We start from the raw sequence: 24657 nt of genomic DNA on the forward strand, positions 1-24657 counted from the left end.
GGTCGGGTGGCGATCGCGACGGGGGCACGGCCGGTGGTCGGCGTGCTCGCACTGCAGGGCGACGTGCGTGAGCACGCCGCGATGGTGGAACGCGCCGGCGCGCGGGCGCTGCCGGTCCGCCGCGCGAGCGAACTGTCCGAAGTGGACGGTCTGGTGCTGCCGGGTGGCGAATCGACCACCATGTCGAGGCTGCTGGAGACCTTCGAACTGCTGGAGCCGCTGCGCGAGCGCATCGCGGACGGCATGCCGGCGTTCGGCTCCTGCGCCGGCATGATCCTGCTCGCCCGCCAGGCCCTCGACGGACGGCCTGACCAGCGGCAACTCGGCGGACTCGACGTCGTCGTCCGGCGTAACGCGTTCGGGCGGCAGGTGGACTCCTTCGAAGCCGACCTCGACTTCACCGGCGTCGAAGGCGGACCGGTGCACGCTGTGTTCATCCGCGCCCCGTGGGTCGAAAAGGCGGGCGACGGAGTCGAGGTACTCGCCAGTGTCCCCGAAATGCCGGGCTCGGACGACGCGGCCGCTAGGATCGTCGCGGTCCGGCAGGGGGCGGTACTCGCCACGTCGTTCCACCCCGAACTCACCGGGGACGAACGCGTGCACAGGCTGTTCGTCGACCTCGTGCGGCAGGCTTAGCAAAACCGACACTGTGCTCAGCGGCGGGCACAGGAGTAGATGGAGGAGAGATGAGCGGCCACTCCAAGTGGGCCACCACGAAACACAAGAAGGCCAACCTGGATGCGAAGCGCGGCAAGCTCTTCGCCCGGTTGATCAAGAACATCGAGGTGGCTGGACGGACCGGCGGTGGCGACCCGGATGGCAACCCGACGCTCTACGACGCCATCCAGAAGGCCAAGAAGAACTCGGTCCCGCAGGACAACATCGAGCGCGCGCGCAAGCGTGGTGCCGGTGAAGAAGCGGGTGGCGCCGACTGGCAGACCATCACCTACGAAGGCTACGGCCCGAACGGTGTCGCCGTGCTGATCGAATGCCTCACCGACAACAAGAACCGTGCCGCCATGGAGGTCAGGACCGCGCTCACCCGGAACAACGGCTCGCTCGCCGACCCGGGTTCGGTCTCCTACATGTTCAACCGCAAGGGCGTCGTGATCATGCCCAAGGGCGACGCCGCCGAGGACGACGTCCTCATGGCCGTGCTCGACGCGGGCGCCGAGGAGGTCAACGACCTCGACGAGAACTTCGAGATCGTCTCCGAGGCGACGGACCTCGTCCCGGTCCGGAAAGCCTTGCAGGAAGCCGGTTTCGAGTACGAGTCCGCGGATCTCACGTTCCTGCCGTCGGTCAGCGTCCCGCTGGACGTCGAAGGCGCGAAGAAGGTCTTCAAGCTCATCGACGCGCTCGAGGATTGCGACGACGTGCAGAACGTCTACGCGAACTTCGATGTGTCGGATGAGGTCATGGCAGAGGTCGGCTGATCGTTTTTCCAGCCGTACCGCGGAAATCGGTCCCGGGACTAGGTGCGAGCGCTCGCGTGGGGCACAATGTCGCGCGTGACGACCTCTGAAGCCGACGCCCTCACCGCCGAAGAAGCCGAACTCCTCCAGTGGATCGAGTCGCAGGCGGAGGCTAGAGGGAACGCGGTCATCGCGGTCGAGGGTGACGAGGAGGAAGCGGCCTTCTGCTTCACCGCGTGCGCCTGGGCGTTGCACAACGTCGCGGAAGCGGTCGTGATCGGACTGCCCGAGCACATGGGGCCGGTCCTGCTCGACGCCTACGTCGACCGTGCGGCCGCCGGTGAGATCTTCGAGGTCGGCAGGCGCTACGACGATTTCTTCGAGGGCGCGCCGGTGGTCTTCGAACGGGTCGCGAAGGGGCACTATCCCGAGTACTTCGGGAGCGCGTTCCTGATCTACCCGGACGGGGACTTCCCGGCGCTGCAAATGATCGTCGCAACGCCGGACGGGCACTTCCCGTGGCATCCGGACGCGCCCGAGGGTTTCGCGCGGTACCAGCCCGTGCTGACCGAATCCGGTGACCCGGAGAGTTGGACGCCGGGCGTCGACGGTCCCTGAGGTTCGTGGTCCAGGTGGTCGTGAGTGGCGATTCGGGTTCTAACCCGAATCGCCACTCACGACCAACCCGGCTCACTCCAGCCAGGGCGTCAGGTCGGCGGCCGCCTCGGGCCACTCCGCCGCCAAAGCGGTGGCGGCCCGGAACTCCACGCAGTCGTCCGTATAAGGCGGCACCACCACCGTCCCCACCAAGCTCCACTCACCGGTACTGACCGACGCCTGCCAGACTCCGGCGGGCACCGCCACTTGCGGCCGCTGACCGGCCGCGACGTCCGGCCCCAGCACCGGCCGCGAGATCCGCCCGTCCGGGTGCAGCAGCAGCATCCGCACCGGCGCGCCGGCGTGGTGGGCGTAGATCTCCAGCCGGTCAAGGCGGTGCGGCGCAGACGTTTCCGGCGGAGCCAGCAGGTAGTAGATCGCCGAAGCGGTCTCGTCGCGCCAGCTCTGCGCCCAGCGGCCGCCCTCGACGGGCAGCGGTTCCAGACCCAGATGAACGGTGAACTCGTCGAGGCTCGGCATGTCCTCATCTTGCCCGGAGGGATCCCGGGTAGCCTCAGGCTCGAACGGATGTTCGCCGGAAGTGCGGAGGAAACGCGTGCGGGTACTCGGGGTCGACCCCGGTCTGACCAGGTGCGGGCTCGGAGTGGTCGACGGCGGCACGGGCCGCACCGTCCGCGCTGTGGCCGTCGAGGTCGTGCGGACCCCGCCGGACGCCGATCTCGGCGTGCGCCTGCTGGGGATCTCCGACGCCGCCGAGCGGTGGATGGATCGCTACAAGCCCGACGCCATCGCGGTGGAACGCGTTTTCGCGCAGCACAACGTGCGCACCGCGATGGGCACCGCGCAGGCGGGCGGCGTCGTCGCGCTCGCCGCGGCCAAGCGGGGGCTGCCGGTCGTGTTCCACACCCCGAGTGAGGTCAAGGCCGCCGTCACGGGCTCCGGCCGCGCCGACAAGGCGCAGGTCACCGGTATGGTCATGCGGCTGCTCGGCCTCGAGGTCAAACCGCATCCGGCGGACGCCGCGGACGCGCTCGCGCTCGCCATCTGCCATCTGTGGCGCGAACCGATGCGGGTCCGGCTCGCCGAAGCCGAGGCCAGGGCCGCCGAGATCGCCAAGAACCACAAGGCCCGGCTCGCGGCCGCAGCACAGCGCGCCAAAAAAGACGAAGCCAAAACGCAGGGAGCGGCTCGATGATCTCCTCGGTACGCGGTGAAATCCTCTCAATCGGTCTCGACCACGTCGTGATCGAGGTCGGGGGAGTGGGCTTCGCCGTGCAGGCCACGCCCGCCACTCTCGCGACGCTTCGCCGCGGTGAGGAGGCGATGCTGCACACCGCGCTCGTGGTCCGCGAGGATTCCTTGACGCTGTTCGGTTTCGCCGACGCCGACGCCCGCGAGCTGTTCGGCCTCCTGCAGACGGTCTCCGGGATCGGGCCGCGCCTCGCGCTGGCGACGCTGGCCGTCCTCGATCCCGACAAACTGCGCTCCGCGCTGGTCGAAGGCAACATCACCGTGCTCACCCAGGTGCCCGGCATCGGCCGCAAAGGCGCCGAGCGGCTCACCCTCGAACTGCGCGACAAGGTCACCGCGCTGGCCGGCCCGACCGACGGCACACCGGTGGTGGTGGCACCCGGCGCGCTGCGGGGGGAGGTCGTCGAAGCGCTTGCGGGCCTCGGCTTCCCGGCCAAGCAGGCCGAACTTGCCGTCGACAAGGTGCTCGGCGAAGGCGAAGGCCACACGACGGCTTCCGTGTTGCGTGCCGCTTTGGCGGGCCTCGGGCGGAAGCGGTAACAGAGCCACATGGACTATGAAGCCGTGACGGATTTCGACGCCGACGACGAGACGCTCTCGGCGCTGCCGCAGACCGGCGAACGCGAGGTCGAGACCACGCTGCGCCCCCGCAAACTGGACGAGTTCGTCGGCCAGCCGCGGGTGCGCGAACAGCTCGAACTGGTCCTGGAAAGCGCGCGCCGCCGGGGTGTCCCGCCGGATCACGTCCTGCTCTCCGGTCCGCCGGGGCTGGGCAAGACGAGTATGGCGATGATCGTCGCCGCCGAACTCAACGCCGCCATCCGGATCACCTCCGGACCGGCGCTGGAACGCGCTGGCGACCTGGCCGCGATGCTGTCCAACCTGGCGCCCGGTGACGTCCTTTTCATCGACGAGATCCACCGTATCGCCCGGCCCGCCGAGGAAATGCTGTACCTCGCGATGGAGGACTTCCGCGTCGACGTGGTCGTCGGCAAGGGGCCCGGCGCCACCAGCATCCCGTTGGAGATCGCGCCGTTCACCCTGGTCGGGGCCACGACGCGGTCCGGTTCGCTGACCGGCCCGCTGCGTGACCGGTTCGGTTTCACCGGGCAGATGGAGTTCTACAGCGACAGCGAACTGGAGCTCGTCGCCCGCCGCGCCGCCACGATCCTCGACATCGACATCGACCGGGACGGCTGCGAGGAGATCGCCCGCCGGTCCCGGGGCACACCCCGGATCGCCAACCGGCTCCTGCGCCGGGTGCGCGACTACGCCGAGGTCCGGGCCGACGGCAAGGTCACGCGCAAGATCGCGCGTGCCGCGCTGGAGGTCTACGACGTCGACGAACTCGGCCTCGACAGACTCGACCGCGCTGTGCTGACCGCGCTGGTGCGTTCCTTCGGCGGCGGTCCGGTCGGCGTGTCCACGCTGGCCGTCGCGGTGGGGGAAGAACCGACCACCGTCGAAGAGGTGTGTGAGCCTTACCTGGTCCGCGCCGGTATGCTCGCCCGCACTCCTCGCGGCCGGGTCGCCACAGCGGCCGCCTGGGAGCACCTCGGCCTGCCGGCCCCGGCCGGTGCCACTCGTGGCGAGCAGGGCGGACCGAGCCTGTTCGACCAGGACTGACCGGACCGTTCACGCGGCCCGAGGCCCGCGGTGACGACGGGTGGTGGTGGAGTTTCCGCTGGCACCTGGCACACTCGGAGAGAGCACACCCCGCCAAATCGGACAAAACAAGCGCACCGCGCGGCGTCCGCTCGAAATGGAGAATCATGAACCAGTTATTGCTGCCGCTGCTCCTGATGCTCGTTGTGGCGATTCCGCTCGTCATGGGCACCCGTAAGCAGAAGAAGGCGGCGGCAGCGCAGCAGGAGCTGCTCTCGAGCCTGGCTCCCGGTGACCGGGTGATGACCACCTCCGGTCTCTACGCGTCTGTCGCCGACGCTTCCGCCGACACCACGATCGACCTCGAGATCGCTCCCGGTGTCGTGACCACCTGGCTGCGTCAGGCCGTCCGCGAGAAGGTCGAGCCGGTCGTCGAGACCGACGTAGACGACGCTGACACGATCGACGACGAGGCCGTCGTCGAGGAGCCGGCCGTCGAGTCGAAGGACGACGAGCGCGTCGAGGAGAAGTCGGGCGCGCAGATCGCTCCTCCGCTGGAGCACGGCAAGAAGTAGCGGGCTGTAAGGCCATCCCCGACACCAGACTTTCGTAGGTGCGGGGCCAACGCCGGGCTCACGCAGCACCGAGTAGTGTCTCGGTGCTGCGTGCGTGTCCGTCGTCATAGTCGTGCCCGTTCACCGGGCATCGTCAGCGAGGCAGGTTCGCGGTACCACCGGGCTCCCGTCCGGTGTGTGAACAGCCAAGTCCATTGGGGAACACCCAGTCCGTTCGAGGAGACCGAAGCACAGTGGCCGCACCGGCCGGGCATCTCCGCCCGGGACGCTATCTCGCCTTCTTCGCCCTGATCCTGGTGGCGCTGTACGCCCTGGTGTTCTTCACCGGTAGCGGCAAGCCGACGCCGAAGCTCGGCATCGATCTGCAAGGCGGCACGAGGGTTACGCTGACCGCCCGCAATCCCGACGGCGGCGACCCTCCGCGAGAGTCCCTCGAACAGGCCCGCTCGATCATCGAGCGCCGGGTCAACGGTATCGGCGTCAGCGGCACCGAGGTCGTCCTCGACGGCAGCAACGTCGTGATCACCGTCCCCGGCGAGCAGGGCGACCAGGCCAAGGCCCTTGGCAAGACCGCGAAGCTGGGCTTCCGGAAGGTCGTGACGTCGCAGCCGGTGACCCCGGTTCCGCAGCCGTCGACCCCGCCCGCTTCGGGCACGCCGTCTTCAGCGCCGCCCACGTCTCCGGGCGTAAGCGCTCCGCCGAGCAGCCCGGCCAACGGTGGCGGTGGCGCGGTCGGCGCGCCGCAGCAGCAGCCGGACGAGAACGCGGACGAGAAGACCAAGAGGGAGATCGAGGAAGCCCGGAACCTCCGGCAGAACCCCGATCTGCTGTCGACGGACCAGGCGAAGCAGGCCGCGGCCGCCGAGAAGGCCTTCGCGGCGCTCAACTGCGACCCCAAGGTGTCGGACCCGCTGGTCGGCAACGACCTCACCGACAGGCCGCTGGTCGCCTGCGGTGACAAGAACTCGATGAAGTACCTGCTGGAGCCGGAGTTCCTTCCCGGAACGCAGATCTCCGACGCCTCCTCGGCCTACGACACCCAGAACTCCCAGTGGGTCGTCAACCTGAACTTCAAGAGCGAGGGTTCCCAGATCTGGGGCGACTTCACCTCGAAGAACACCCAGAAGCAGGCGGCGTTCGTCCTCGACACGCAGGTCGTCTCCGCGCCGACCATCCAGTCCGCGATCCTCGGCGGTCAGACGCAGATCACCGGCCGGTTCAGCCAGACCGAGGCGAAGGACCTGGCGGATGTGCTGAAGTACGGTTCGCTGCCGCTGTCGTTCGAGTCCTCGGACGCGACGACGGTGTCCGCGACGCTGGGTCTCGCGTCGCTGCAGGCGGGCCTCATCGCCGGCGGTATCGGCCTGCTGGCCGTGTTCATCTACTGCATGTTCTATTACCGGCTGCTCGGCCTGCTGACGATTCTGTCGCTCGGCTTGTCGTTCGCGATCGTGTACGGGGTCCTGGTGCTGCTGGGGCGGTGGATCGGGTACACCCTCGACCTCGCGGGCGTGGCGGGCCTGATCATCGCGATCGGTATCACCGCGGACTCGTTCGTCATCTACTTCGAACGATTGAAGGACGAGATCCGCGAAGGCAGAACCTTCCGATCCGCGGTTCCGCGCGGCTGGTCCCGGGCCCAGCGCACGATTCTCGCGGCGGACGCGGTCAGCTTCCTCGCCGCGGCGGTCCTCTACCTGCTGGCCGTCGGTGACGTGAAGGGCTTCGCGTTCACTCTCGGCATGTCGACGGTGCTCGACCTCGTCGTGGTCTACCTCGTGACGCATCCGCTGGTCGCGATGATCTCCCGGTCGAAGTCGAAGTTCCTGTCCAACCCCAAGAACCTCGGCCTCGGCGCCGTGCAGCAGCTGGGCTCGGAGCGCAAGGCGGCCCGTCCCGCCACCGGTCGCCCGAACGTCAAGGAGGCGTGACCGTGGTCGACGAGAAGAACACCACCGAGAACAAACGCGAGAGCGTCTTCCACCGGATGTATGTGGGCAGCGGCGTGTTCAACGTCGTCGGCGTCCGCAAGCGCTGGTACCTCTTCTTCGGCGCGCTGGTGTTGGTGTGCATCGCGTCGATGGGGATCAAGGGCTTCAACTTCGGCATCGACTTCGAAGGCGGCACCCAGATCCAGCTGCCCGCCAACGGCAAGAGCGGGCAGATCACCGAAGAGCGGGCCAAGGAGGTCTTCGCCTCCTCGCTGGGCAAGCCCGCCGACGAGGCGCAGAAGGTCGGCAGCGGCGTTTCGTCGACCATCCAGCTCCGTTCGGACACCTTGGACGCGGCCGAAGTCGCCAAGGTGAAGCAGGCCCTGTTCCAGGAACTGGGCCCGATCGGGACCTCCGGCCAGCCCAGCGTCCAGGCGATCAGTGACAGCGCGGTCAGCGCGTCATGGGGCGGGGAGATCTCCCGGCAGGCGCTGATCGCGCTCGGGGTCTTCCTGCTGGCGGTGACGCTGTTCCTGGCGTTGTACTTCGACCCCCGGATGGCGGCCGCGGCGCTGGTCACCCTGCTGAACGACATCGTGGTGACGGCGGGTGTGTACTCGCTGATCGGTTTCGAGGTCACGCCGGCGACGGTGATCGGTCTGCTGACGATCCTCGGGTTCTCGCTGTACGACACGGTGGTGGTGTTCGACAAGGTCCGCGAAAACACGCGTGGCCTGCTCGGCCTGACCCGTCGGACCTACGGGGAAGCGGCGAACCTGGCGTTGAACCAGACGCTGATGCGTTCGTTCAACACCTCGTTGATCGCGGCGCTGCCGATCCTCGGTCTGCTCGTGATCGGCTACCTCCTGCTCGGTTCCGGCACCCTGCAGGAGCTCGCGCTGGTGCAGCTCACCGGCACCGTGGTCGGCGTGCTGTCGTCGGTCGCGCTGGCGACCCCGCTCCTGGTCGACTTCAAGATGCGTGACCCGAAGTACCGGCAGCAGGCCGATCGGGTCGCCTCGCGACGCGCGAACCAGGCCCGCAAGGCCGCCGCGGAGCGCGACGACGACTTCGACCCGGCCGACGAGGACGCCTTGGCCGCCGAACTCCGCAAGGAGAAGGCGTACGCCGCCGCGGCGAGCGTCCCCGCCCGGAACCAGAAGGCCCACAAGGGCCGCCCGTCGGGCAAGCGTAAGAAGTAACCGGCTTTCAAGCGCTATGAAGGGGCCTTTCATTGCAAAATTTGCAATGAAAGGCCCCTTCATAGCGACCGGTCACGGAACACAGGCGAGTTGGAGAGCAGGAAGTACATGGAGCTGGACAAGGCACTCGACCTGATCGCCGACGTGCCGGACTTCCCGGAACCCGGCGTGCTGTTCCGGGACCTGAGCCCGCTGTTCGCCGACGCGGCCGGCTTCAAGGCCGTCACCGACGCCCTGGCCGCCACCGTCGATCCCGACGTCGACCTGCTGGCAGGAGTCGAAGCGCGCGGGTTCCTGCTCGCCGCCGCCGTCGGCTACTCCCGCGGTCTCGGCGTGGCGTTGATCCGCAAACCCGGCAAGCTGCCGCGGGTCGCGGGCCGGGTCGATTACACGCTGGAGTACGGCACCGCGACCGTCGAACTCCCCGAAGGCGTCGTCGCGCCCGGTCAGCGTGTCGCGGTCCTCGACGACGTGCTCGCCACGGGCGGCACGGTCGCGGCGACCTGCAAACTGCTGGAAGACGCGAAAGCGCAGGTCACCGGGGTGTCGGTGGTCATGGAACTCGCCGGGCTCGGCGGTCGTTCCGTGCTTGAAGGGCGTCGTGTGGAGGCCCTCCGGGTGTGTTGAGCGGGCGTCCCCAGTGTGCCGTACGGAGGAGCGGCTACGCTTGACGTCCGAAGGCCGCACGAAGCGCAGGAGGTGCGGGTGAGCCAAGAGCTCGATGCCGCGGTGTCCTCGAAGGACGGCACCGAGCAGAACGGTGTGACGCGACAGGGGGCCGCGCCGACACCGTCCGCGACGCGCCGTGTCCGTGCCCGTCTCGCCCGCCGGATCACCGCGCAGCGCGCCGCGCCGGTCAAGCAGGTACTCGAGCCGCTCGCCGTCATCCACCGTGAGCTGCATCCGAACGCCGACCTCGCGCAGCTCCAGCGCGCCTACGACGTCGCCGAAGAGCTCCACCGGGAGCAGCGGCGCAAGTCCGGCGACCCGTACATCACGCATCCGCTCGCGGTCGCGACCATCCTCGCCGAACTCGGCATGGACACCACGACGCTGGTCGCCGCACTGCTGCACGACACCGTCGAGGACACCGGCTACTCGCTGGAGAGCCTGAAAGCGGACTTCGGTGAGAAGGTCGGCGAGCTCGTCGACGGCGTCACCAAACTGGACAAGGTCAAGCTCGGCACCGCGGCCGAGGCCGAGACCATCCGCAAGATGGTCATCGCGATGGCGCGGGACCCGCGTGTGCTGGTCATCAAGCTGGCCGACCGGCTGCACAACATGCGCACGATGCGCTTCCTGCCGCCCGAGAAGCAGGCCCGCAAGGCGCGCGAGACCCTCGAGGTCCTCGCCCCGCTGGCGCACCGGCTCGGCATGGCGACGGTCAAATGGGAGCTGGAGGACCTGGCGTTCGCCATCCTGCAGCCGAAGAAGTACGACGAGATCGTCCGGCTGGTCGCCGATCGCGCGCCTTCGCGGGACACGTACCTGCGCTCGGTGATCACCGAGCTGACCGGCAACCTCGAAGGCTCGCGGATCACAGCCAAGGTCGAGGGCAGGCCGAAGCACTACTACTCGATCCACCAGAAGATGATCGTTCGCGGCCGCGACCTCGACGACATTCACGACTTGGTGGGCGTACGGATCCTGGTCGAGGACGTCCGTGACTGCTACGCCGCGATGGGTGTCGTCCACGCGCTGTGGCAGCCGGTCCCCGGCCGGTTCAAGGACTACATCGCGCAACCGCGGTTCGGCGTCTACCAGTCGTTGCACACCACGGTGATCGGGCCGGACGGCAAACCGCTGGAAGTCCAGATCCGCACCTACGAGATGCACCGCACCGCCGAGTACGGCATCGCCGCGCACTGGCGGTACAAGGAGACCAAGGGCACCCACAACGGGAACGCCGTGGACGTCGACGAGATGGCGTGGATGCGCCAGCTCCTCGACTGGCAGCGTGAGGCCGCGGACCCGGGCGACTTCCTGGAGTCGCTCCGCTACGAGCTCGCCTCGCGCGAGATCTTCGTGTTCACGCCCAAGGGTGATGTGATCACGCTGCCGGTCGATTCGACGCCGGTCGACTTCGCCTACGCCGTGCACACCGAGGTCGGGCACCGCTGCATCGGCGCTCGCGTCAACGGCAGGCTCGTCGCGCTCGAGCGCAAGCTGGAAAACGGCGAGGTCATCGAGATCTTCACCTCGAAGGCCGAAACGGCGGGCCCGAGCCGCGACTGGCTGCAGTTCGCCGGCTCGCCCAAGGCCCGCGCGAAGATCCGGCAGTGGTTCGCCAAGGAACGCCGCGACGAGGCGATCGAAGGCGGCAAGGAGGCCATCACCAAGGAGGTCCGCAAGGTCGGCCTCCCGATCCAGCGGCTGGTCTCCGCCGAGTCGATGGGCGCGGTCGCCACCGAACTCCGGCATCCCGACATCAGTTCGCTGTACGCCGCCGTCGGCGAGGGCCACACCAGCGCGAAGCACGTCGTGCAACGCCTGGTCGCGCTCATCGGCGGGGTCGACGAGGCGGAGGAGGAGCTCGCCGAGCGCGCGACACCGTCCACCGTCACCCGTCGCCGCGGCTCGAACGACGTCGGTGTCGTGGTGAAGGGCGCCAGCGACGTCTGGGCCAAACTTGCCCGCTGCTGCACGCCGGTGCCGGGCGACGAGATCCTCGGTTTCGTCACGCGTGGCGGTGGTGTCAGCGTCCACCGGACCGACTGCACCAACGCCGACGACCTGACGGCGCAGCCCGAACGGCTGGTCGAGGTCGAATGGGCGCCGTCGGCGTCTTCGGTGTTCCTCGTCGCGATCCAGGTCGAGGCGCTGGACCGGCACCGTCTGCTCTCGGACGTCACCAAGGTGCTCGCGGACGAGAAGGTCAACATCCTGTCCGCGTCGGTGACGACGTCACGCGACAGGGTCGCGGTCAGCCGGTTCTCGTTCGAGATGGGCGACCCGAAGCACCTCGGCCACGTGCTGAAGGTGGTTCGAGGAGTCGAGGGCGTTTACGACGTGTATCGGGTCACTTCGGCTTCGTGACCACCGGTGGGGCCCGGTTATGGTTCAGGGCATGACTGACGGGTTCGAGTTCACTCGCGACGGCGAGGTCGCACGGCTGACATTCACCAGGCCGGAGAAGATGAACGCGATCACCTACGGGATGTGGTCGGCGATCCCGGACGTGGTGGGGCGGGTGGAGGCGGACCCGGCGATCAAGGTCCTCGTGCTGACCGGCGCGGGCGCGCATTTCTCGGCGGGCGCGGACATCAGCGAGTTCCGTGACCTGCGGTCCACCGCCGAGGCGGCCGAGACCTACGACAAGGCCGTCGACGGTGCCGTGGCGGCGCTGACCGCGTCGCGGAAGCCGACGGTGGCGATGATCCAGGGGAACTGCATCGGCGGCGGCTGCCAGATTTCGGTCGCCTGCGACTTCCGGTTCGCCGCGGCGGGCTCGCGCTTCGGCATCACGCCGGCGAAGCTCGGGATCGTCTACCACTTCGATTCGACACGGCAGCTGGTCTCCTTGGTCGGCCCCGCGAACGCGAAGTACTTCCTGCTCTCGGGTGAACTCGTCGACGCGCGGCGGGCACGGGAGATCGGACTGCTCAACGACGTCTTCCCGGCCGATGAGCTGGAGGCTTCGACGGCGAAGTTCGTCGAGACGCTGGCTTCGCGCTCACAGGCGTCGGTGCGCGGGATGAACCGGATCATCGAGAAGATCGTTGCGGGACAAGAGGAATCCGACGCCGAAGTGGACGAGATCCGGCTCGGTGCCCTGCACGGCGAAGACTACGCCGAGGGCGTGGCCGCGTTTCTGGCGCGGAGGCCGCCGAAGTTCACCTACCGCTGAGGCCCGTTGGGCGTACCGCGTAGCCGGTCGGTCACCGCCCGACGAATGAGCGTCCGTTCGGCGGGAACCGGACGAGGCAAACGGCAGAATCACGGATTCCGATGGAGTAATTCTCGTCGCCGCGCCGCTTTGATTTCACTCGGCGTGCTCGATTGAATTCGAGCCGTTCGGAGGCGGTGCTCGCTGTTGACGAGGTGAATTCGGGCGGTTATTCTCGCCGAGATGGGAAAACTGGGGAAGTAAAGCAGTCGGCGTGCCTCGGCACGTCTCTGGTGGGAAACGTTATTTATTTTTTGTCCATGGTCTAAGTTTCGGCTTCAGTGGTCGTTTCACAGTGCGACCGCGTCTTTTGTGTTTTGGGCTGCCCTCTCTCGGGTGGAAATCCCCTTCGGTCCCGGAGTGCTCATCAGTGTCAACCGCACCGATTCACGTAGCGCCCGGCCGGCTCCGGAAAACGATCAGGGGATTCGATGTTCGTTCGTCGCGGCCGGAAAACCGGTACTGGTGATGCCGCGCTTTTGGCGTTTCTCGTGGCGTATTCGGTGTCGTCGTTCGGGACCTTTCTCAACCTGATCGCGCTGGCCTTGTTCACGCTGGAAGTGACCGGCGGGCCGCTCGGCCTCGGCGCGGTGATGGCGGTACGCATCGGCGCCGGTTTCCTGTTCGGCGTGCCGGCGGGACGGCTCGCCACGCGGTATGAGCGGCGGCGGCTGATGGTCGTCGCGGATCTCGCCCAGGCGGCGGCGATGATCGTGCTCGGCGTCGCGGGACAGGCGGTCGGGCTGGGCGGGCTGCTCGTGGCCGCCGCCGTACTGGGTGCGGGCAACACGGTGTTCTCGGTGTCGCTGCGGACGAGTGTGCCCTCGATGGTGGGACAGGGCCGGCGGGTACGGACGAACGGGCGGCTGGTCGCTGGGCGATCACTGGGGACGGTGCTGGGCTACGCGGCGGCGCCTGTCGTGGTCATGGCGGGCGGATTCGAGGCCGCGTTCCTGATCAACGCCGCGTCGTTCTTGGTTTCCGCGGCGGTGTTATGGCTGCTTCCCTTGAACACCAACGGTTCCGGCCGGGAGACGGCGGCCGTGCCGACCGGCGGTCCCCGGGCGCGGGTGACGGCCGGACTGTCGTCGGTCGTCCTCGGTCTGGTGCTCATCCGAGGCTCCGACGCCTTCGGTTCGGCGTCGCACAACGTGGCCCTGCCGGTACACGCGGGCGCGGAGTGGCCGGGCGCGCCGTACGCCTTCATGAGCTGGTTCTGGACGGCTTGGGCCGTCGGCACCATCGCGGTGCAGTGGGTCGTCCGCCGGACTGACCACGGCAGGGTGGCGTGGCTCGGCGAACGCGCGTTCGCCGCCGGGACCGTGCTGATGTCGGTGGCGTTCGTGGTCGCGTTCACCGGCTTGCCGATCCCGGTGCTGGTGGTGGTCCTGTTCGTGGCGGGCCTCGCCGACGGGCTCACCGAGGTCGCGTATCTGAGCAGATTGCAGGCCGCGCCGGAAGCGGAACGCGCGCGGTTGTTCGGCCTGTCGGCCAGCGCGGAGACCGCCGGGTTCGCCACCGGGATGGCCACCTGCGGCCTGCTGCTCGAGGTCGCGCCTCCGCCGGTCGTCGTCGCGGCCTACCACGCCCTCCCGGTCCTCGTGGTCGGGATCGTCCTGCTGCGCCTTCGGAGCCGCCGGTCGGGGACTGTCGGTGTGTTGCCCAGTGTCGCGAAAGCAGCGAAGAAAGGATCGTGATGGGGGAAGCGTTGGTTCACGGGGGACCGCTCGAACCGGGGACGGGTGAGCGAGTGGATCTGGCCCAAGCGCTGCGGAACGCCGCGGCCGGCGCGCCCGATCGAGCGGTGGTGACGTTGGACGCGGCGGGAAAGCCGGCTCGCTGTCCCTACCCGGAACTCCTGGCCAAGGCGAGCGCGGTGCAGGCCCGGCTGCGGGGCCTCGGAGCAGGCCCCGGCGATCCGATAGTCCTGTCCGGTCTGCCGCTCTCCGAGTTCTTCCCGGCCTTCTGGGGATGTGTACTCGGTGGCGCGCTGCCGGTGCCGATGGCGGGCGCGGCGGAGGACGACACGTCGCGGCGGCGGCTGAAGTATGTGGCCGAGCTGCTGGGTGATCCGCTGGTGCTCGTCGACGGCACGGCGCCGGGCTTGTCCGGTTTGCGGCTCGCGCGGGTGTCGACGGAGCCGATGAGCGCACTGCCCGAACTCGGCCTTCACTCGCCGGCGCCGGACGATCCGGCCCTGGTGATGCTGTCCTCCGGCAGTACCGGCGCCGCCAAGGCGATCCCTCTGACGCATCGCGGCCTGATGGAGTTCGCGGCCGGGTCCCGCGAGGCGCTCGGCCTGCGGCCGGATGACACCACGCTGAACTGGCTTCCGGTGGACCACAGCGGTGCCTTGCTCCTCTACCACGTGCTCGAGGTCTACTCCGGCGTGACGAACGTGCACGTGCCGACCGAGCTGGTACTGGGCAGGCCGAGCCGCTGGCTGGATCTGCTCGCCGAGTACCGGGTCGCGCACAGCTGGTCGCCGACGTTCGGGTTCGCGCAAGTGGCCGCCGAGCTGGCCGGGGACACCCGCGACCGGGATCTGTCCTCGGTCCGCACACTGGTTTGCGGCGGCGAGCAGATCCAGCTGCCGGTGATGTCGCGCTTTCTCGAGCAGACCGCCCGGTTCGGCATCGAGGAGAGCCGGATCCGGCCGGTGTGGGGGATGACGGAGACGGTCACCGCGATCACCTTCGGCAGTCTCGGTACACCGGACAGCGTGCACCGCGTGTTGAAGTCGAGCCTCGACGGCGAACTGCGCGAAGCCCCCGATTCCGCGGAAGAGCACGAGTGCAGCACGTTCGTGGCGGTCGGTTCCCCCGCGCCCGGGGCGAGCGTGCGGGTGGTGGACGACCGCGGCGAACTGCTGCGCGAGCGTGAGATCGGCAGGCTGCAGGTGCGCTCCGCCCGCGTCACCCCCGGATACCTGCACGCCGAGGAGGCGAACCGCGCCGCGTTCCCCGCGCCGGGGTGGCTGGACACCGGTGACCTCGCGTTCCTGGCGAACGGTCAGGTGGTGCTCACCGGCAGGGCCAAGGATCTGATCATCCTCAATGGACAGAACCATTTCTGCCACGAGATCGAGGAAGTCGTGTGCGCGGCGGGCGGTGCCCAGGCAGGCGAGGTGGCCGCGGTCGGCCTGCCCAACGCCGAGTCCGGTACCGAGGACCTGGTCATCCTGATGGCGGCGCGCGCGGCCGGATTCGACGCGGTCGCGAAGACGGTGCGGGAGGCGGTGTTCGGCAGATTGCGGCTGACCGTGGCGAAGGTGGTCCCGGTCGCGCCCGACGAGTTCCCGCGGACCGGCGGCGGCAAGGTCCAGCGCGCCGAACTGCGGCGACGACTGCTCGCCGGGGAACTCGGGCGGGCGGGCGCCGGCGACGTCCGCGCCACCATCCTCGCGGCGGTCCGGGAGGTACTCGGCCAGGACGTCGATCCACGCACGCCGTTCTACGAGGCGGGGATGACCTCGGTGACCGTGGTCAGGCTGACCACGACGCTGACCGCGCTGCTCGGCCGGGAGGTGCGGCCGACCCTGGCGTTCGAGTACCCGACCCCCGCCCTGCTCGCCGACCACCTGTCGGGACAGGGCCGGGTGAAGGAGCCCTCCGTGGTGGCCGCCCCGGCACACGACGACCGGATCGCGATCATCGGTGTCGCGGTGCGGTTGCCCGGTGCGACGGACCTCGACGGATTCTGGGCCGACCTGCGCGACGGCGTATCCCGGGTGCGGACGTTCGACGGCGGGGAACCGGGGGTGGTCCCGGTCGCCGGCGCGCTCGACGACGTCGACTCGTTCGACGCGGACTTCTTCGGGATGAGCCCACACGAGGCGGCACTGACCGCGCCCGCGCACCGCCTGTTCCTGGAGTGCTGTCACGAGGCGCTCGAATCGGGCGGCTACGCGGCGGCGGCCGCGGGGACCAGGATCGGCGTGTTCGCCGGGACGGGCATGCAGCTTTACGGCCACCAACGGCGCGTCGCTCAAGACGCGCCTCCACCCGCCCCGGACGAGCTGACCGCGATGCAGACGGCGATGGGAACGGAGCCCGATTTCCTGGCGGGCCGGGTGGCGCACCGGCTGGGGCTCTCGGGGCCCGCGGTCGGGGTGCAGACGGCGTGTTCGACCGGGCTGGTCGCGCTGCACCTCGCCGGGCAGGCACTGCTCACCGGGGACGCCGACCTGGCCTTGGCCGGGGCGGCGGCCGTTCACCTCCCGCAGGATTCGGGTTACCGGCCGTACCCGGGCGGGATTCTTTCGCCGACCGGTGCCTGCCGGGCGTTCGACGCCGGTGCGGACGGCACGGTCGGCGGCAACGGGGTGATCGCGGTCCTGCTGAAACGGCTCGATCGGGCGATCGCCGACCGTGACACCGTGCACGCGGTGATCCTGGGTTCGGCGGTGAACAACGACGCGGGCCGCACCGCGGGGTTCGCGACGCCGAGCGTGTCCGGGCAGGCCGACGTCGTCCGGCTGGCACTGGCACGCGCCCGGGTGGCGGCATCGTCCGTCACCTACGTCGAGGCGCACGGCACCGGTACCGCGCTGGGCGACCCTGTCGAGTTCGAGGCGCTCAGCCAGGCCTACGCGGAGGACGGCCACACCGGGTTCTGCGCGCTGGGCTCCGTCAAGCCCGGCATCGGCCATCTGGACACCTGCGCCGGTCTCGCCGGCTTGGTCAAAACGGTGCTGATGCTGAAGCACGGAGAACTGGTGCCGACCCTGAACCTGAACCGGCCCAATCCGGAACTCCGGCTGGCAGGCAGCCCGTTCGTGCTGGCGACGGAGCACACGCCGTGGATCACCGACGGACCGCGGCGGGCCGGAGTCAGCGCGCTGGGCGTTGGCGGTACGAACGTCCACGTGATCCTGGAACAGGCCCCGCTGCCCCCGCCGGCACCGGCGGCGCGGGGACCGGTGCTGCTGCCCGTGTCGGCCGTCGACGCCGAGGGGCTGTCCGCGCTCACCGTAGCCCTCCGAGATCATCTGCGCGCGCACCCGGATCTGCGGGCGCCGGACGTGGCGGCCAGCATGGCGCTCGGCAGACCGCATCGGTCGCACCGGCTCGCCGTGGTCGGGAGTGACACCACCGAACTGGCGGCCGAGCTCGGCGCGATCAGCGAGGAATCCTCTGCGCCACACCAGTTCGGCACGCTCGCGTTCGCCTTCTCCGGACAGGGCGCGGCGTATCGGGGGATGGCCGCACGGCTTCGGGACACTTTCCCCGTCTTCCGCGAAACGCTGGATGAGTTGCTGGGGCTCGCCGAGGAATTCGGGGCCGCCGGTGTGGCCGACGCCCTGCTCGGCACGCCCGATCCGGCCGCCGCACTGTCCACAGTGCCTACAGCGGAGGGACAGCCCGCGCTGTTCTGTCACCAGTTCGCGCTGGCGCGGCTCTGGCTGTCGTGGGGTGTGCGGCCGGATTTCGTGGTGGGACACAGTTTGGGGGAGTACGCGGCGCTCGCCGCGGCCGGCGGGATCGCCGTGGCCGACGGTCTGCGGCTGACCTGCTTGCGCGGCAGGCTCATGCAGGGGACCGAGGCGGGCGGCATGATCGCGGTCCGCGTCTCGCCGGAGCGGGGCGAGCATCTCGCCGTCGCGACCGGGACCGAGGTCGCGGTGGTCAACGGCGACCAGTCCTGCGTCCTGTCCGGACCGTCGGCGGCGATCGCGGCGGCGGAGACCCTGCTCGACCGGGAAAACCTCTCCTGGCAAAGGCTTCCGGTGGACAGGGCTTTCCATTCGGCGCTGCTCGATCCCGTTCTCGACGAATTCGAACGCGCGGCCGAAGCGGTGCGGTTCGGCCCGTTGCGGATGCCGTTCGCGAGCAACCTGGGCGGGGTGATCCCGGCCGGTGCCTCGGTCGACGCACGCTACCTGCGGAGGCAGATCCGTGAGACGGCACGTTTCGACGAGTCGCTGCGAGCGCTCGAACGCGCGGATTGCGGGGCCTACTTGGAGATCGGCCCGCGTGAGGTGCTCGGCTCGATGGGACGCGCGGCCCTCCCGCACCGGTACTGGCAGCCGTCCGTGGGCTCCCCGCCCGACGATGAGTGCGCCGCGGTGCTTCGCGCGGCCGCCGCGCTGTACCGGCGCGGCACCGACCTGGATTGGGCGGAGCTGGCGCCCGACGGCCGCCGCGTCCCGTTGCCCGGGTACCCCTACCGACGGGTCCGCTTCGCGCGGCCGTCGGCTCCCGCCCCGTCAGGCGCCGGGCAGGTGAGCTCGGGGGCGGTTCTCGCCGAGGTCCGTCGGCTCGCCGCCGACCGGCTCGGCGCCGACGACTTGCCCGAAGACACGTCGTTCGTGGCGGGCGGTGCCGATTCGCTCGCCCTGATGGGGCTGGCCCGCGAACTGGAGCGTGCCTTCGGCGTGCGGATCGGCATCCGGGAGCTGCTCTCCGAAGCGGGGACTCCGGCGAAAGTGGCCGAGTTGATCGAGCGAAGTGGCGGAGCGCCTCCCGCCCTCGGCGAAAGCGAGCCGGAACCCGGCACACCGGTCGAAGACGTGTCTCTTCACGGTTTGATGGACCGGCAGCTGAAGCTCGCCGAGACCATGATGAGCCAGATGACGGAGCTGATGCACCGGCAGCTCGACGTGGCCCGCGGGACCCCGGACACCGTGGCCGCCGCGCCCAAGCCGGTCGAGCACCCGGTCCGTCCGGCGGCGATGCCCGTCGTGTCGCTTCCGGAACCGGCGACTCCCGGGGCAGGCTGCGCGTTCAGCCTCTACTTCTTCGGCGACTATCCCGACCGGGATCAGCAGGACAAGTACCGGCTGATCATGGCCGCCGCGCGCTTCGCCGACGAGCACGATTTCCATGCGCTTTGGTTGCCGGAGCGGCATTTCGACTCCTTCGGCGCGCTCTTCCCGAACCCGTCGGTGCTGGCCGCCGCGCTGGCCGCCCGTACCGAGCGGATCCGGCTGCACGCCGGGTCGGTCGTGCTTCCGCTACACCATCCCGTCCGGGTCGCCGAAGAATGGTCCGTCGTGGACAACCTGTCTTCCGGCCGCGTCGGACTGTGCGTGGCGAGTGGCTGGCACACCAGGGATTTCGCGCTGGCACCGGAGAACTTCGGCAACCATCGCGACCTGATGTACGAGGGACTGGAGACCGTGCGCCGGCTCTGGGCGGGGGAGGAGATCACTCTCGTCGCCGGTGACGGCGAGCCCGCCGCGGTCCGCCTGCATCCAGCGCCCATCCAGCGGCGCCCGCCGATGTTCGTCGCCGTGGTCGGAAACCCGGACAGCTACCGCCGGGCCGCCGCGGCCGATCTCGGCGTGGTCACCAACCTGATGACCCAGGACGTCTCCGCGCTGGCCGACAATATCGCGCTCTACCGGCGCACGCGCGCGGAACACGGGCTCGATCCGGGCACGGGACGGGTCGTGGTGCTGGTGCACACCTTCCTCGGCGCGGACCACGAACGCGCGCGTCAGCAGGCGTTCCGGCCGTTCTGCGACTACCTGCGCTCGTCGCTTTCGCTGCTCGGCCAAGTCGGGAACAGCCTGGGGCTGAACATCGACCTGGACGGCGCGAGCGACGAGGACATCGAGTTCATGCTCGGCGACGCCTACGAACGCTACTGCGGATCCCGTGCCCTGATCGGCAGTCCCGAGCGATGCGCGCCAGTGGTGGACGCGCTCGTGGCGGCGGGGGCCGACGAGATCGCCGCCTTCGTGGATTTCGGGGTCCCGCCGGACCAGGTGCTCGACGCGCTGCCTCTGCTCGACGGCCTGCGCCGCCGCTACCAGTCGTCCGACCTCGAGCCGTCCCCCGCTCAACGCCGCATCTGGTTCCTGGAAAGGATGTTCCCCGGCACCGGCGCCTACCACGAGCCCAAGGCGATCCGGCTGGACGGACGGCTGGACGACGTGGCGCTGCGGGAGTCGGTGTCGTGCGTGGTTTCGGCGCATCCCGCCTTGCGCACGGTCTTCCACGAGCGGGACGGCGTACCGCGGAAGTCCGTGCTGCCGTCGGTGACCGTCGAATGTCCGCTCATCGACCTGTCCGGGCGCACCGAAGCCGAGGCTCTCGCCGAGATCCGAGCCAGGTTCGCCCGGACCCGGCTCGCGCTCGACACCGGGCCGCTGGTCGCCTTCGCGCTGGTCCGGCTCGCCGAAGACCGCCATCTGTTCTGTCTGGTGGCCCACCACATCGTCTTCGATTCGGCGTCGACCGCGGTGTTCCTGCGTGATCTCGCCGCGCACTACCGCGCTTGGCCGGGCCCGCCCGCGATCCGGACCGGGCCGGTGCCCGAAACCGAGGTCGAGATCGGCGATCCCGGCGAGGATCTCGCGTTCTGGCGCGACGAACTGGGCGGGCTGCCCGAACTCGCGCTGCCGACCGACCGGCCGCGGCCACCGGTGCCGTCCCGGCGGGGAGCCGCACTGACCGACGAGCTGGCGGCGGGTCTCGGCGAACCGCTGCGCGCCGTCGCGGCCGCCTGCGGCAGCACCGTGTTCATGGTGGTGCTCGGCGCGATCGGCGCCGTGCTCGGCCGGTACGGCGGGCAACGGGACTTCGCGGTCGGCACGGTCGTCAGCAGCAGGCCGGACTCCGCGAGGGACGCGATCGGCCTCTTCCTCGACACGGTCCCGGTCCGCCTCGATCTGTCCGGCGACCCCACCTTCGCGGAGTCGACCCAGCGCGTCAGGGACCGCACCACCCGGGCGTACGAGCATCGGACCGTCCCGTTCGACGAACTGGTCGGCCTGCTGAATCCCGATCGCGCCGCGAACCGCAATCCCCTGTTCGACGTGCTGATCGAATTCGAAAACGCGGTGGACGAGCCCTTCGCGCCGCCGCTGACGGCCACCGCGCTGGACATGGCCCGCGACGAGGTTCCGTTCGACCTCGCCTTCTATCTGACGGCGCACGGTGACGGGGTGCGCTGCCTGGTCGAGTACAGCACCGACCTGTTCGACGAAGCGACCATCACACGGGCGCTGAATCTGCTGAAACAGGTTCTGCGCCAAGCCATCGCGAAGCCGTCGGCACGCCTTTCCGAGCTCACGACGCCGACCAGGGAAGACGTGGTGCTGCTCGACCGGTGGCAGCACGGCGCGCCGGAACGGACGGCGGGGTGTCTGCACGCCGCGGTCGAGCGGCAGGTCGCCAGTACGCCCGACGCCACGGCACTGATCAGCGACGACGGTGAGCTGAGCTACCGGGAACTGGACCTTCTCGCCGAGGCGATCGGGCGTCTGCTGGTCGGTCTCGGCGTCACCCGCGGGCAGATCGTGGCGGTCTCCCTGCCGCGTGGTCCCCAGCTGATCGCCGCGCTTTACGGCGTGCTCAAGAGCGGCGCGGCGTATCTGCCGCTGGACCCGCGACTGCCACCGCAACGGTGCCGGTTCATGCTGCGGGACAGCGGTGCGGTGCTCGTGCTGACCACGAAGGCGGTCCTCGTCGCGCAGCCCGCGCTAGGGGAGTTCCCGGTGCGGCTCGCGGAGGAGATCGTGCCGGATCCGAAGGCGCCGGAGCTGCCCGAAGTGCGGCCGGATTGGCCCGCGTACTGCATGTACACCTCGGGATCCACCGGAACCCCGAAGGGCGTTCTCGTCTCGCATCGCGGTCCGGCCAACGTCATCGCCTGGCAACGTGATCAGCATCCGCCGATGCGGACCCTGCAATGGACGTCGCCGAGTTTCGACATCAGCGTGCAGGAGATCTTCTCCACCTTGGCCGCCGGCGGCGCGCTGGTGCTGCTCGACGACGAGCGGCACAAGGACCGCGACGCCGTCGCCGAAGTGATCGAACGGCACCGCGTGGAGCGGATCCTGATGCCGTTCACCCCGCTGAAGCATCTGGTCGAACCCGGCCTCACCGCGCCGTCGTTGCGCCTGATCCTGTGCTGCGGGGAGCCGCTCGTGCTCACCCCGGCGTTGCGCCGCTTCCTCGCCGAGCATCCCGATTGCGCGCTGCACAACCAATACGGCCCGACCGAGGCGTCGATCATCGCCACGGATCACCCGGTGGATCCGGACGGCGAACCCCGGCCACCCATCGGGGCCCAGATCGACGGCGTGCGGCTGCTCCTGCTCGACCAGGCCGGCCTCCCGGTCCCGCTCGGCGCCATCGGCGAGATCCATCTCGGCGGGGCCGGGCTCGCCGAGGGCTATCTCGGCAGACCGGAGGAAACCGCCGCTGCCTTCGTCGAAGCCAGGCCCGGTGAACGGTGGTATCGCACGGGCGACCTCGGTCGGTGGCGCGGCGACGGAACCCTGGAATTCCTCGGCAGACTCGACGACCAGGTGAAGATTCGCGGCAACCGAGTCGAACCCGGTGAGACACAGCGGGTGCTGGCCGCGTTGGACGAGGTGGCGGACGCGGCCGTCGTCGTCCGCCGGGATCACCGTGGCGACGCGGAACTCGCCGGCTACGTCGTGTTCGCCGGCCCGTCCGCACCGGATCCGTGGGCGCGGATCACCGAAGCACTCGCCGAAGAGCTGCCCTCGTACCTGATCCCGACCCGCTGGGTCGCGCTCGACCGGCTGCCGACGACCACCAGCGGCAAGCTGGATCGCTCCGCTCTGCCCGAGCCGACGTCGACGGCGGTGGAGGGGGACGACGCTCTGCCGTCCACGGACACCGAGCGTCGCCTGCACGCGCTTTGGTGCGCGGAACTCGGCCTGAGCGAGGTGGCGGTCGATCGGTCCTTCTTCGCCGTGGGCGGGCATTCGCTCGCGGTGGTCAGACTGGCGGGCCGGATCACCGAGGAGTTCGAGATACCGGTCTCGGTCACGGAGTTCTTCCGCGCGCCGACGATCCGCGCGATGGCCGCGCGGCTGTGCGGGCCGCCCGAACCCGCCGTCACCCGGACCGTGCCCTTGACGTCACTTCAACGCAGGCTCTGGAGACGTCAAGCGGAGAACCCGCGGCCGCAGGTGTACAACGTCGGACATCGTGTGGACCTGCGGGGTGAGCTGGACCCGCCGGCGCTGCACCGCGCTCTCGACCGGCTGGTGGCCAGGCACGACGCCTTGCGCGGTCGTGTCGCGTTGTCCGGTGACGGGCCTCGGATCGAGGTCCTGGCCCCGTTCACGCTCGATCTGCCGGTGGAGCATCTGGGTACCGAAGGCGCGATCGGCGACTGGTGCGGCGCGGTCGTCGCGGAACCGTTCGTGCTCACCGAGGCGCCGCTGCTGCGTGCCCGGCTCGGCCGGATCGCCGTCGATCGCTGGGTACTGGTGCTCGTCCTGCACCACCTGGTCTGTGACGGCTGGTCCATGAACATCCTGTGGCACGAGCTTTCCGAGCTGTATGCCGCCGAGATCGGCGCGAAGTCCACGCCGCTGGCCGAACCCGAGGCACAACACTCGGACTACGCACGTTGGCAGACCGGGAACGAACACGCGGCCGACGTCCGCCATTGGCGAAGCGAACTCGCGGACGCCGACCTGCGCTGGAGGCTTCCGTACGACCGGAAACCGCCTGCCCGGCCCAGCGGTAAGGGCGATCTGTATCAGGTCTACCTCGCCCCCGAACGGCTTCGCCGCATCGACGAGGTGGCCGCGGCGGCCGGCACGACCCGATCCGTGCTCCTCGCGAGCGTGTTCCTGCTGTGGGCGCGAGAGACCTGCGGTCAACAGGACCTCGTCCTCGCCGTTTCCAGCGCCCGCCGGACTCGCCGGGAACACGAGCGGACGGTCGGCATGATCGGCGAGGCCGTGCCCCTGCGAGTCCGGCTGGGGGAAACGGAGGAACTGCCCGACGTCATGGCGGCGGTGGCGGAGAAGCTGTTCGCCTCGCTCGACCATCAGGAACTTCCGCTCGACGAGACGATCGCGCTCGCCCGGCAAGGCGTCGATCGGTATCCCGCCGTGTTGTTCACCGTTGTCACGACACCGCCGTCGGAGCTGAACCTGCCTGGTTTGTCGGCCACGGTGCACGATTCGCCGGTGGCGGGCTGCGCCAGAACGGAGCTCTACCTCGTGTTCGCCGAAGACGAGGCCGGGCTGAGAGTCACCTTTGAATATTCCACGGATTTGTTCGACGCGGCCACCATCGGCCGCTTCGCCCAAGACATCCTGCGAATGCTCGAGTGCTGCTCCGAATAAGCCGACCGTCGACGCACAACTGCGGCATCAGGACGGAAAGGAGGTTATTGAGGGGGTAAGGCAAAGGTGGCAGGTTGCGAAAGCCACTTTCGCAACCTTCAACGTCG

15 protein-coding genes are annotated in these 24657 nt (G+C 69.4%); 14 read left to right on the forward strand and 1 reads right to left on the reverse strand.

The annotated features are described in order from the left end of the window. The first annotated feature begins 6 nt into the window (after positions 1–6). From pdxT to DL991_RS32100, 3 genes are all read left to right on the forward strand, one after another. A complete protein-coding gene (pdxT, locus tag DL991_RS32090; RefSeq protein ID WP_125788094.1) occupies positions 7–636 on the forward strand; it encodes a pyridoxal 5'-phosphate synthase glutaminase subunit PdxT in 630 nt (209 codons plus the stop codon). Between the two features lie 50 nt (positions 637–686). Beyond that, the gene (locus DL991_RS32095) at positions 687–1436 is read left to right on the forward strand and encodes a YebC/PmpR family DNA-binding transcriptional regulator (RefSeq protein WP_125788095.1); all 750 of its coding nucleotides are present in this window, start codon (positions 687–689) and stop codon (positions 1434–1436) included. A gap of 66 nt (positions 1437–1502) precedes the next feature. Beyond that, on the forward strand, positions 1503–2033 hold the full coding sequence (locus DL991_RS32100) for a DUF4262 domain-containing protein (RefSeq protein ID WP_125788096.1): 531 nt from the start codon (positions 1503–1505) through the stop codon (positions 2031–2033). Positions 2034–2105: 72 nt separating this feature from the next. Here DL991_RS32100 and DL991_RS32105 read toward each other — a convergent pair whose 3' ends face one another. After that, positions 2106–2552 carry a cupin domain-containing protein gene (locus DL991_RS32105; RefSeq protein WP_125788097.1) on the reverse strand — a complete coding sequence of 149 codons (447 nt, stop codon included), beginning with the start codon at positions 2550–2552 and terminating at the stop codon, positions 2106–2108. A 76-nt stretch (positions 2553–2628) separates the two neighbouring features. On the opposite strand from DL991_RS32105, the gene ruvC reads away from it, so the two are divergent. From ruvC to DL991_RS32160, 11 genes are all read left to right on the forward strand, one after another. Then, positions 2629–3228 (forward strand): crossover junction endodeoxyribonuclease RuvC, encoded by a 600-nt coding sequence (gene ruvC / locus DL991_RS32110; RefSeq protein WP_125788098.1) that lies wholly within the window; start codon positions 2629–2631, stop codon positions 3226–3228. Continuing rightward, positions 3225–3824, forward strand: coding sequence for a Holliday junction branch migration protein RuvA (ruvA, locus tag DL991_RS32115; protein ID WP_125788099.1), 600 nt, complete (start codon positions 3225–3227; stop codon positions 3822–3824). Before ruvC ends, ruvA begins: the two co-directional genes overlap by 4 nt. Positions 3825–3833: 9 nt before the next feature. Then, the gene (gene ruvB, locus DL991_RS32120) at positions 3834–4910 is read left to right on the forward strand and encodes a Holliday junction branch migration DNA helicase RuvB (RefSeq protein ID WP_125788100.1); all 1077 of its coding nucleotides are present in this window, start codon (positions 3834–3836) and stop codon (positions 4908–4910) included. Positions 4911–5056: 146 nt separating this feature from the next. After that, positions 5057–5464 (forward strand): preprotein translocase subunit YajC, encoded by a 408-nt coding sequence (gene yajC / locus DL991_RS32125; protein WP_125788101.1) that lies wholly within the window; start codon positions 5057–5059, stop codon positions 5462–5464. A 233-nt stretch (positions 5465–5697) separates the two neighbouring features. Beyond that, the gene (gene secD, locus DL991_RS32130; protein ID WP_199746756.1) at positions 5698–7395 is read left to right on the forward strand and encodes a protein translocase subunit SecD; all 1698 of its coding nucleotides are present in this window, start codon (positions 5698–5700) and stop codon (positions 7393–7395) included. Positions 7396–7451: 56 nt separating this feature from the next. Beyond that, on the forward strand, positions 7452–8597 hold the full coding sequence (secF, locus tag DL991_RS32135) for a protein translocase subunit SecF (protein ID WP_233599120.1): 1146 nt from the start codon (positions 7452–7454) through the stop codon (positions 8595–8597). A gap of 108 nt (positions 8598–8705) precedes the next feature. Then, on the forward strand, positions 8706–9224 hold the full coding sequence (locus DL991_RS32140) for an adenine phosphoribosyltransferase (protein WP_125788103.1): 519 nt from the start codon (positions 8706–8708) through the stop codon (positions 9222–9224). A gap of 102 nt (positions 9225–9326) precedes the next feature. Continuing rightward, on the forward strand, positions 9327–11633 hold the full coding sequence (locus DL991_RS32145; RefSeq protein WP_370308427.1) for a bifunctional (p)ppGpp synthetase/guanosine-3',5'-bis(diphosphate) 3'-pyrophosphohydrolase: 2307 nt from the start codon (positions 9327–9329) through the stop codon (positions 11631–11633). A gap of 31 nt (positions 11634–11664) precedes the next feature. Continuing rightward, positions 11665–12444 (forward strand): enoyl-CoA hydratase/isomerase family protein, encoded by a 780-nt coding sequence (locus DL991_RS32150; RefSeq protein ID WP_125788105.1) that lies wholly within the window; start codon positions 11665–11667, stop codon positions 12442–12444. Between the two features lie 470 nt (positions 12445–12914). Then, positions 12915–14180 carry an MFS transporter gene (locus DL991_RS32155; RefSeq protein ID WP_125788106.1) on the forward strand — a complete coding sequence of 422 codons (1266 nt, stop codon included), beginning with the start codon at positions 12915–12917 and terminating at the stop codon, positions 14178–14180. Beyond that, entirely contained in the window at positions 14180–24550 is a 10371-nt protein-coding gene (locus DL991_RS32160; protein WP_125788107.1) for a non-ribosomal peptide synthetase/type I polyketide synthase, read from the forward strand. Before DL991_RS32155 ends, DL991_RS32160 begins: the two co-directional genes overlap by 1 nt. Positions 24551–24657 lie beyond the last annotated feature (107 nt).

The sequence above is a fragment of the Amycolatopsis sp. WAC 01375 genome (assembly GCF_003947325.1).
Taxonomy (GTDB): domain Bacteria; phylum Actinomycetota; class Actinomycetes; order Mycobacteriales; family Pseudonocardiaceae; genus Amycolatopsis.

Bases quoted from the DNA above. Each gene is read 5' to 3' on its own strand.
- secF (WP_233599120.1), top strand. From the start codon at position 7,452: ATGTATGTGGGCAGCGGCGTGTTCAACGTCGTCGGCGTCCGCAAGCGC.
- yajC (WP_125788101.1), top strand. From the start codon at position 5,057: ATGAACCAGTTATTGCTGCCGCTGCTCCTGATGCTCGTTGTGGCGATT.
- DL991_RS32100 (WP_125788096.1), top strand. From the start codon at position 1,503: ATGTCGCGCGTGACGACCTCTGAAGCCGACGCCCTCACCGCCGAAGAA.
- ruvB (WP_125788100.1), top strand. From the start codon at position 3,834: ATGGACTATGAAGCCGTGACGGATTTCGACGCCGACGACGAGACGCTC.
- DL991_RS32150 (WP_125788105.1), top strand. From the start codon at position 11,665: ATGACTGACGGGTTCGAGTTCACTCGCGACGGCGAGGTCGCACGGCTG.
- ruvA (WP_125788099.1), top strand. From the start codon at position 3,225: ATGATCTCCTCGGTACGCGGTGAAATCCTCTCAATCGGTCTCGACCAC.
- DL991_RS32160 (WP_125788107.1), top strand. From the start codon at position 14,180: ATGGGGGAAGCGTTGGTTCACGGGGGACCGCTCGAACCGGGGACGGGT.
- DL991_RS32155 (WP_125788106.1), top strand. From the start codon at position 12,915: ATGTTCGTTCGTCGCGGCCGGAAAACCGGTACTGGTGATGCCGCGCTT.
- DL991_RS32095 (WP_125788095.1), top strand. From the start codon at position 687: ATGAGCGGCCACTCCAAGTGGGCCACCACGAAACACAAGAAGGCCAAC.
- DL991_RS32105 (WP_125788097.1), bottom strand. From the start codon at position 2,552: ATGCCGAGCCTCGACGAGTTCACCGTTCATCTGGGTCTGGAACCGCTG.
- DL991_RS32140 (WP_125788103.1), top strand. From the start codon at position 8,706: ATGGAGCTGGACAAGGCACTCGACCTGATCGCCGACGTGCCGGACTTC.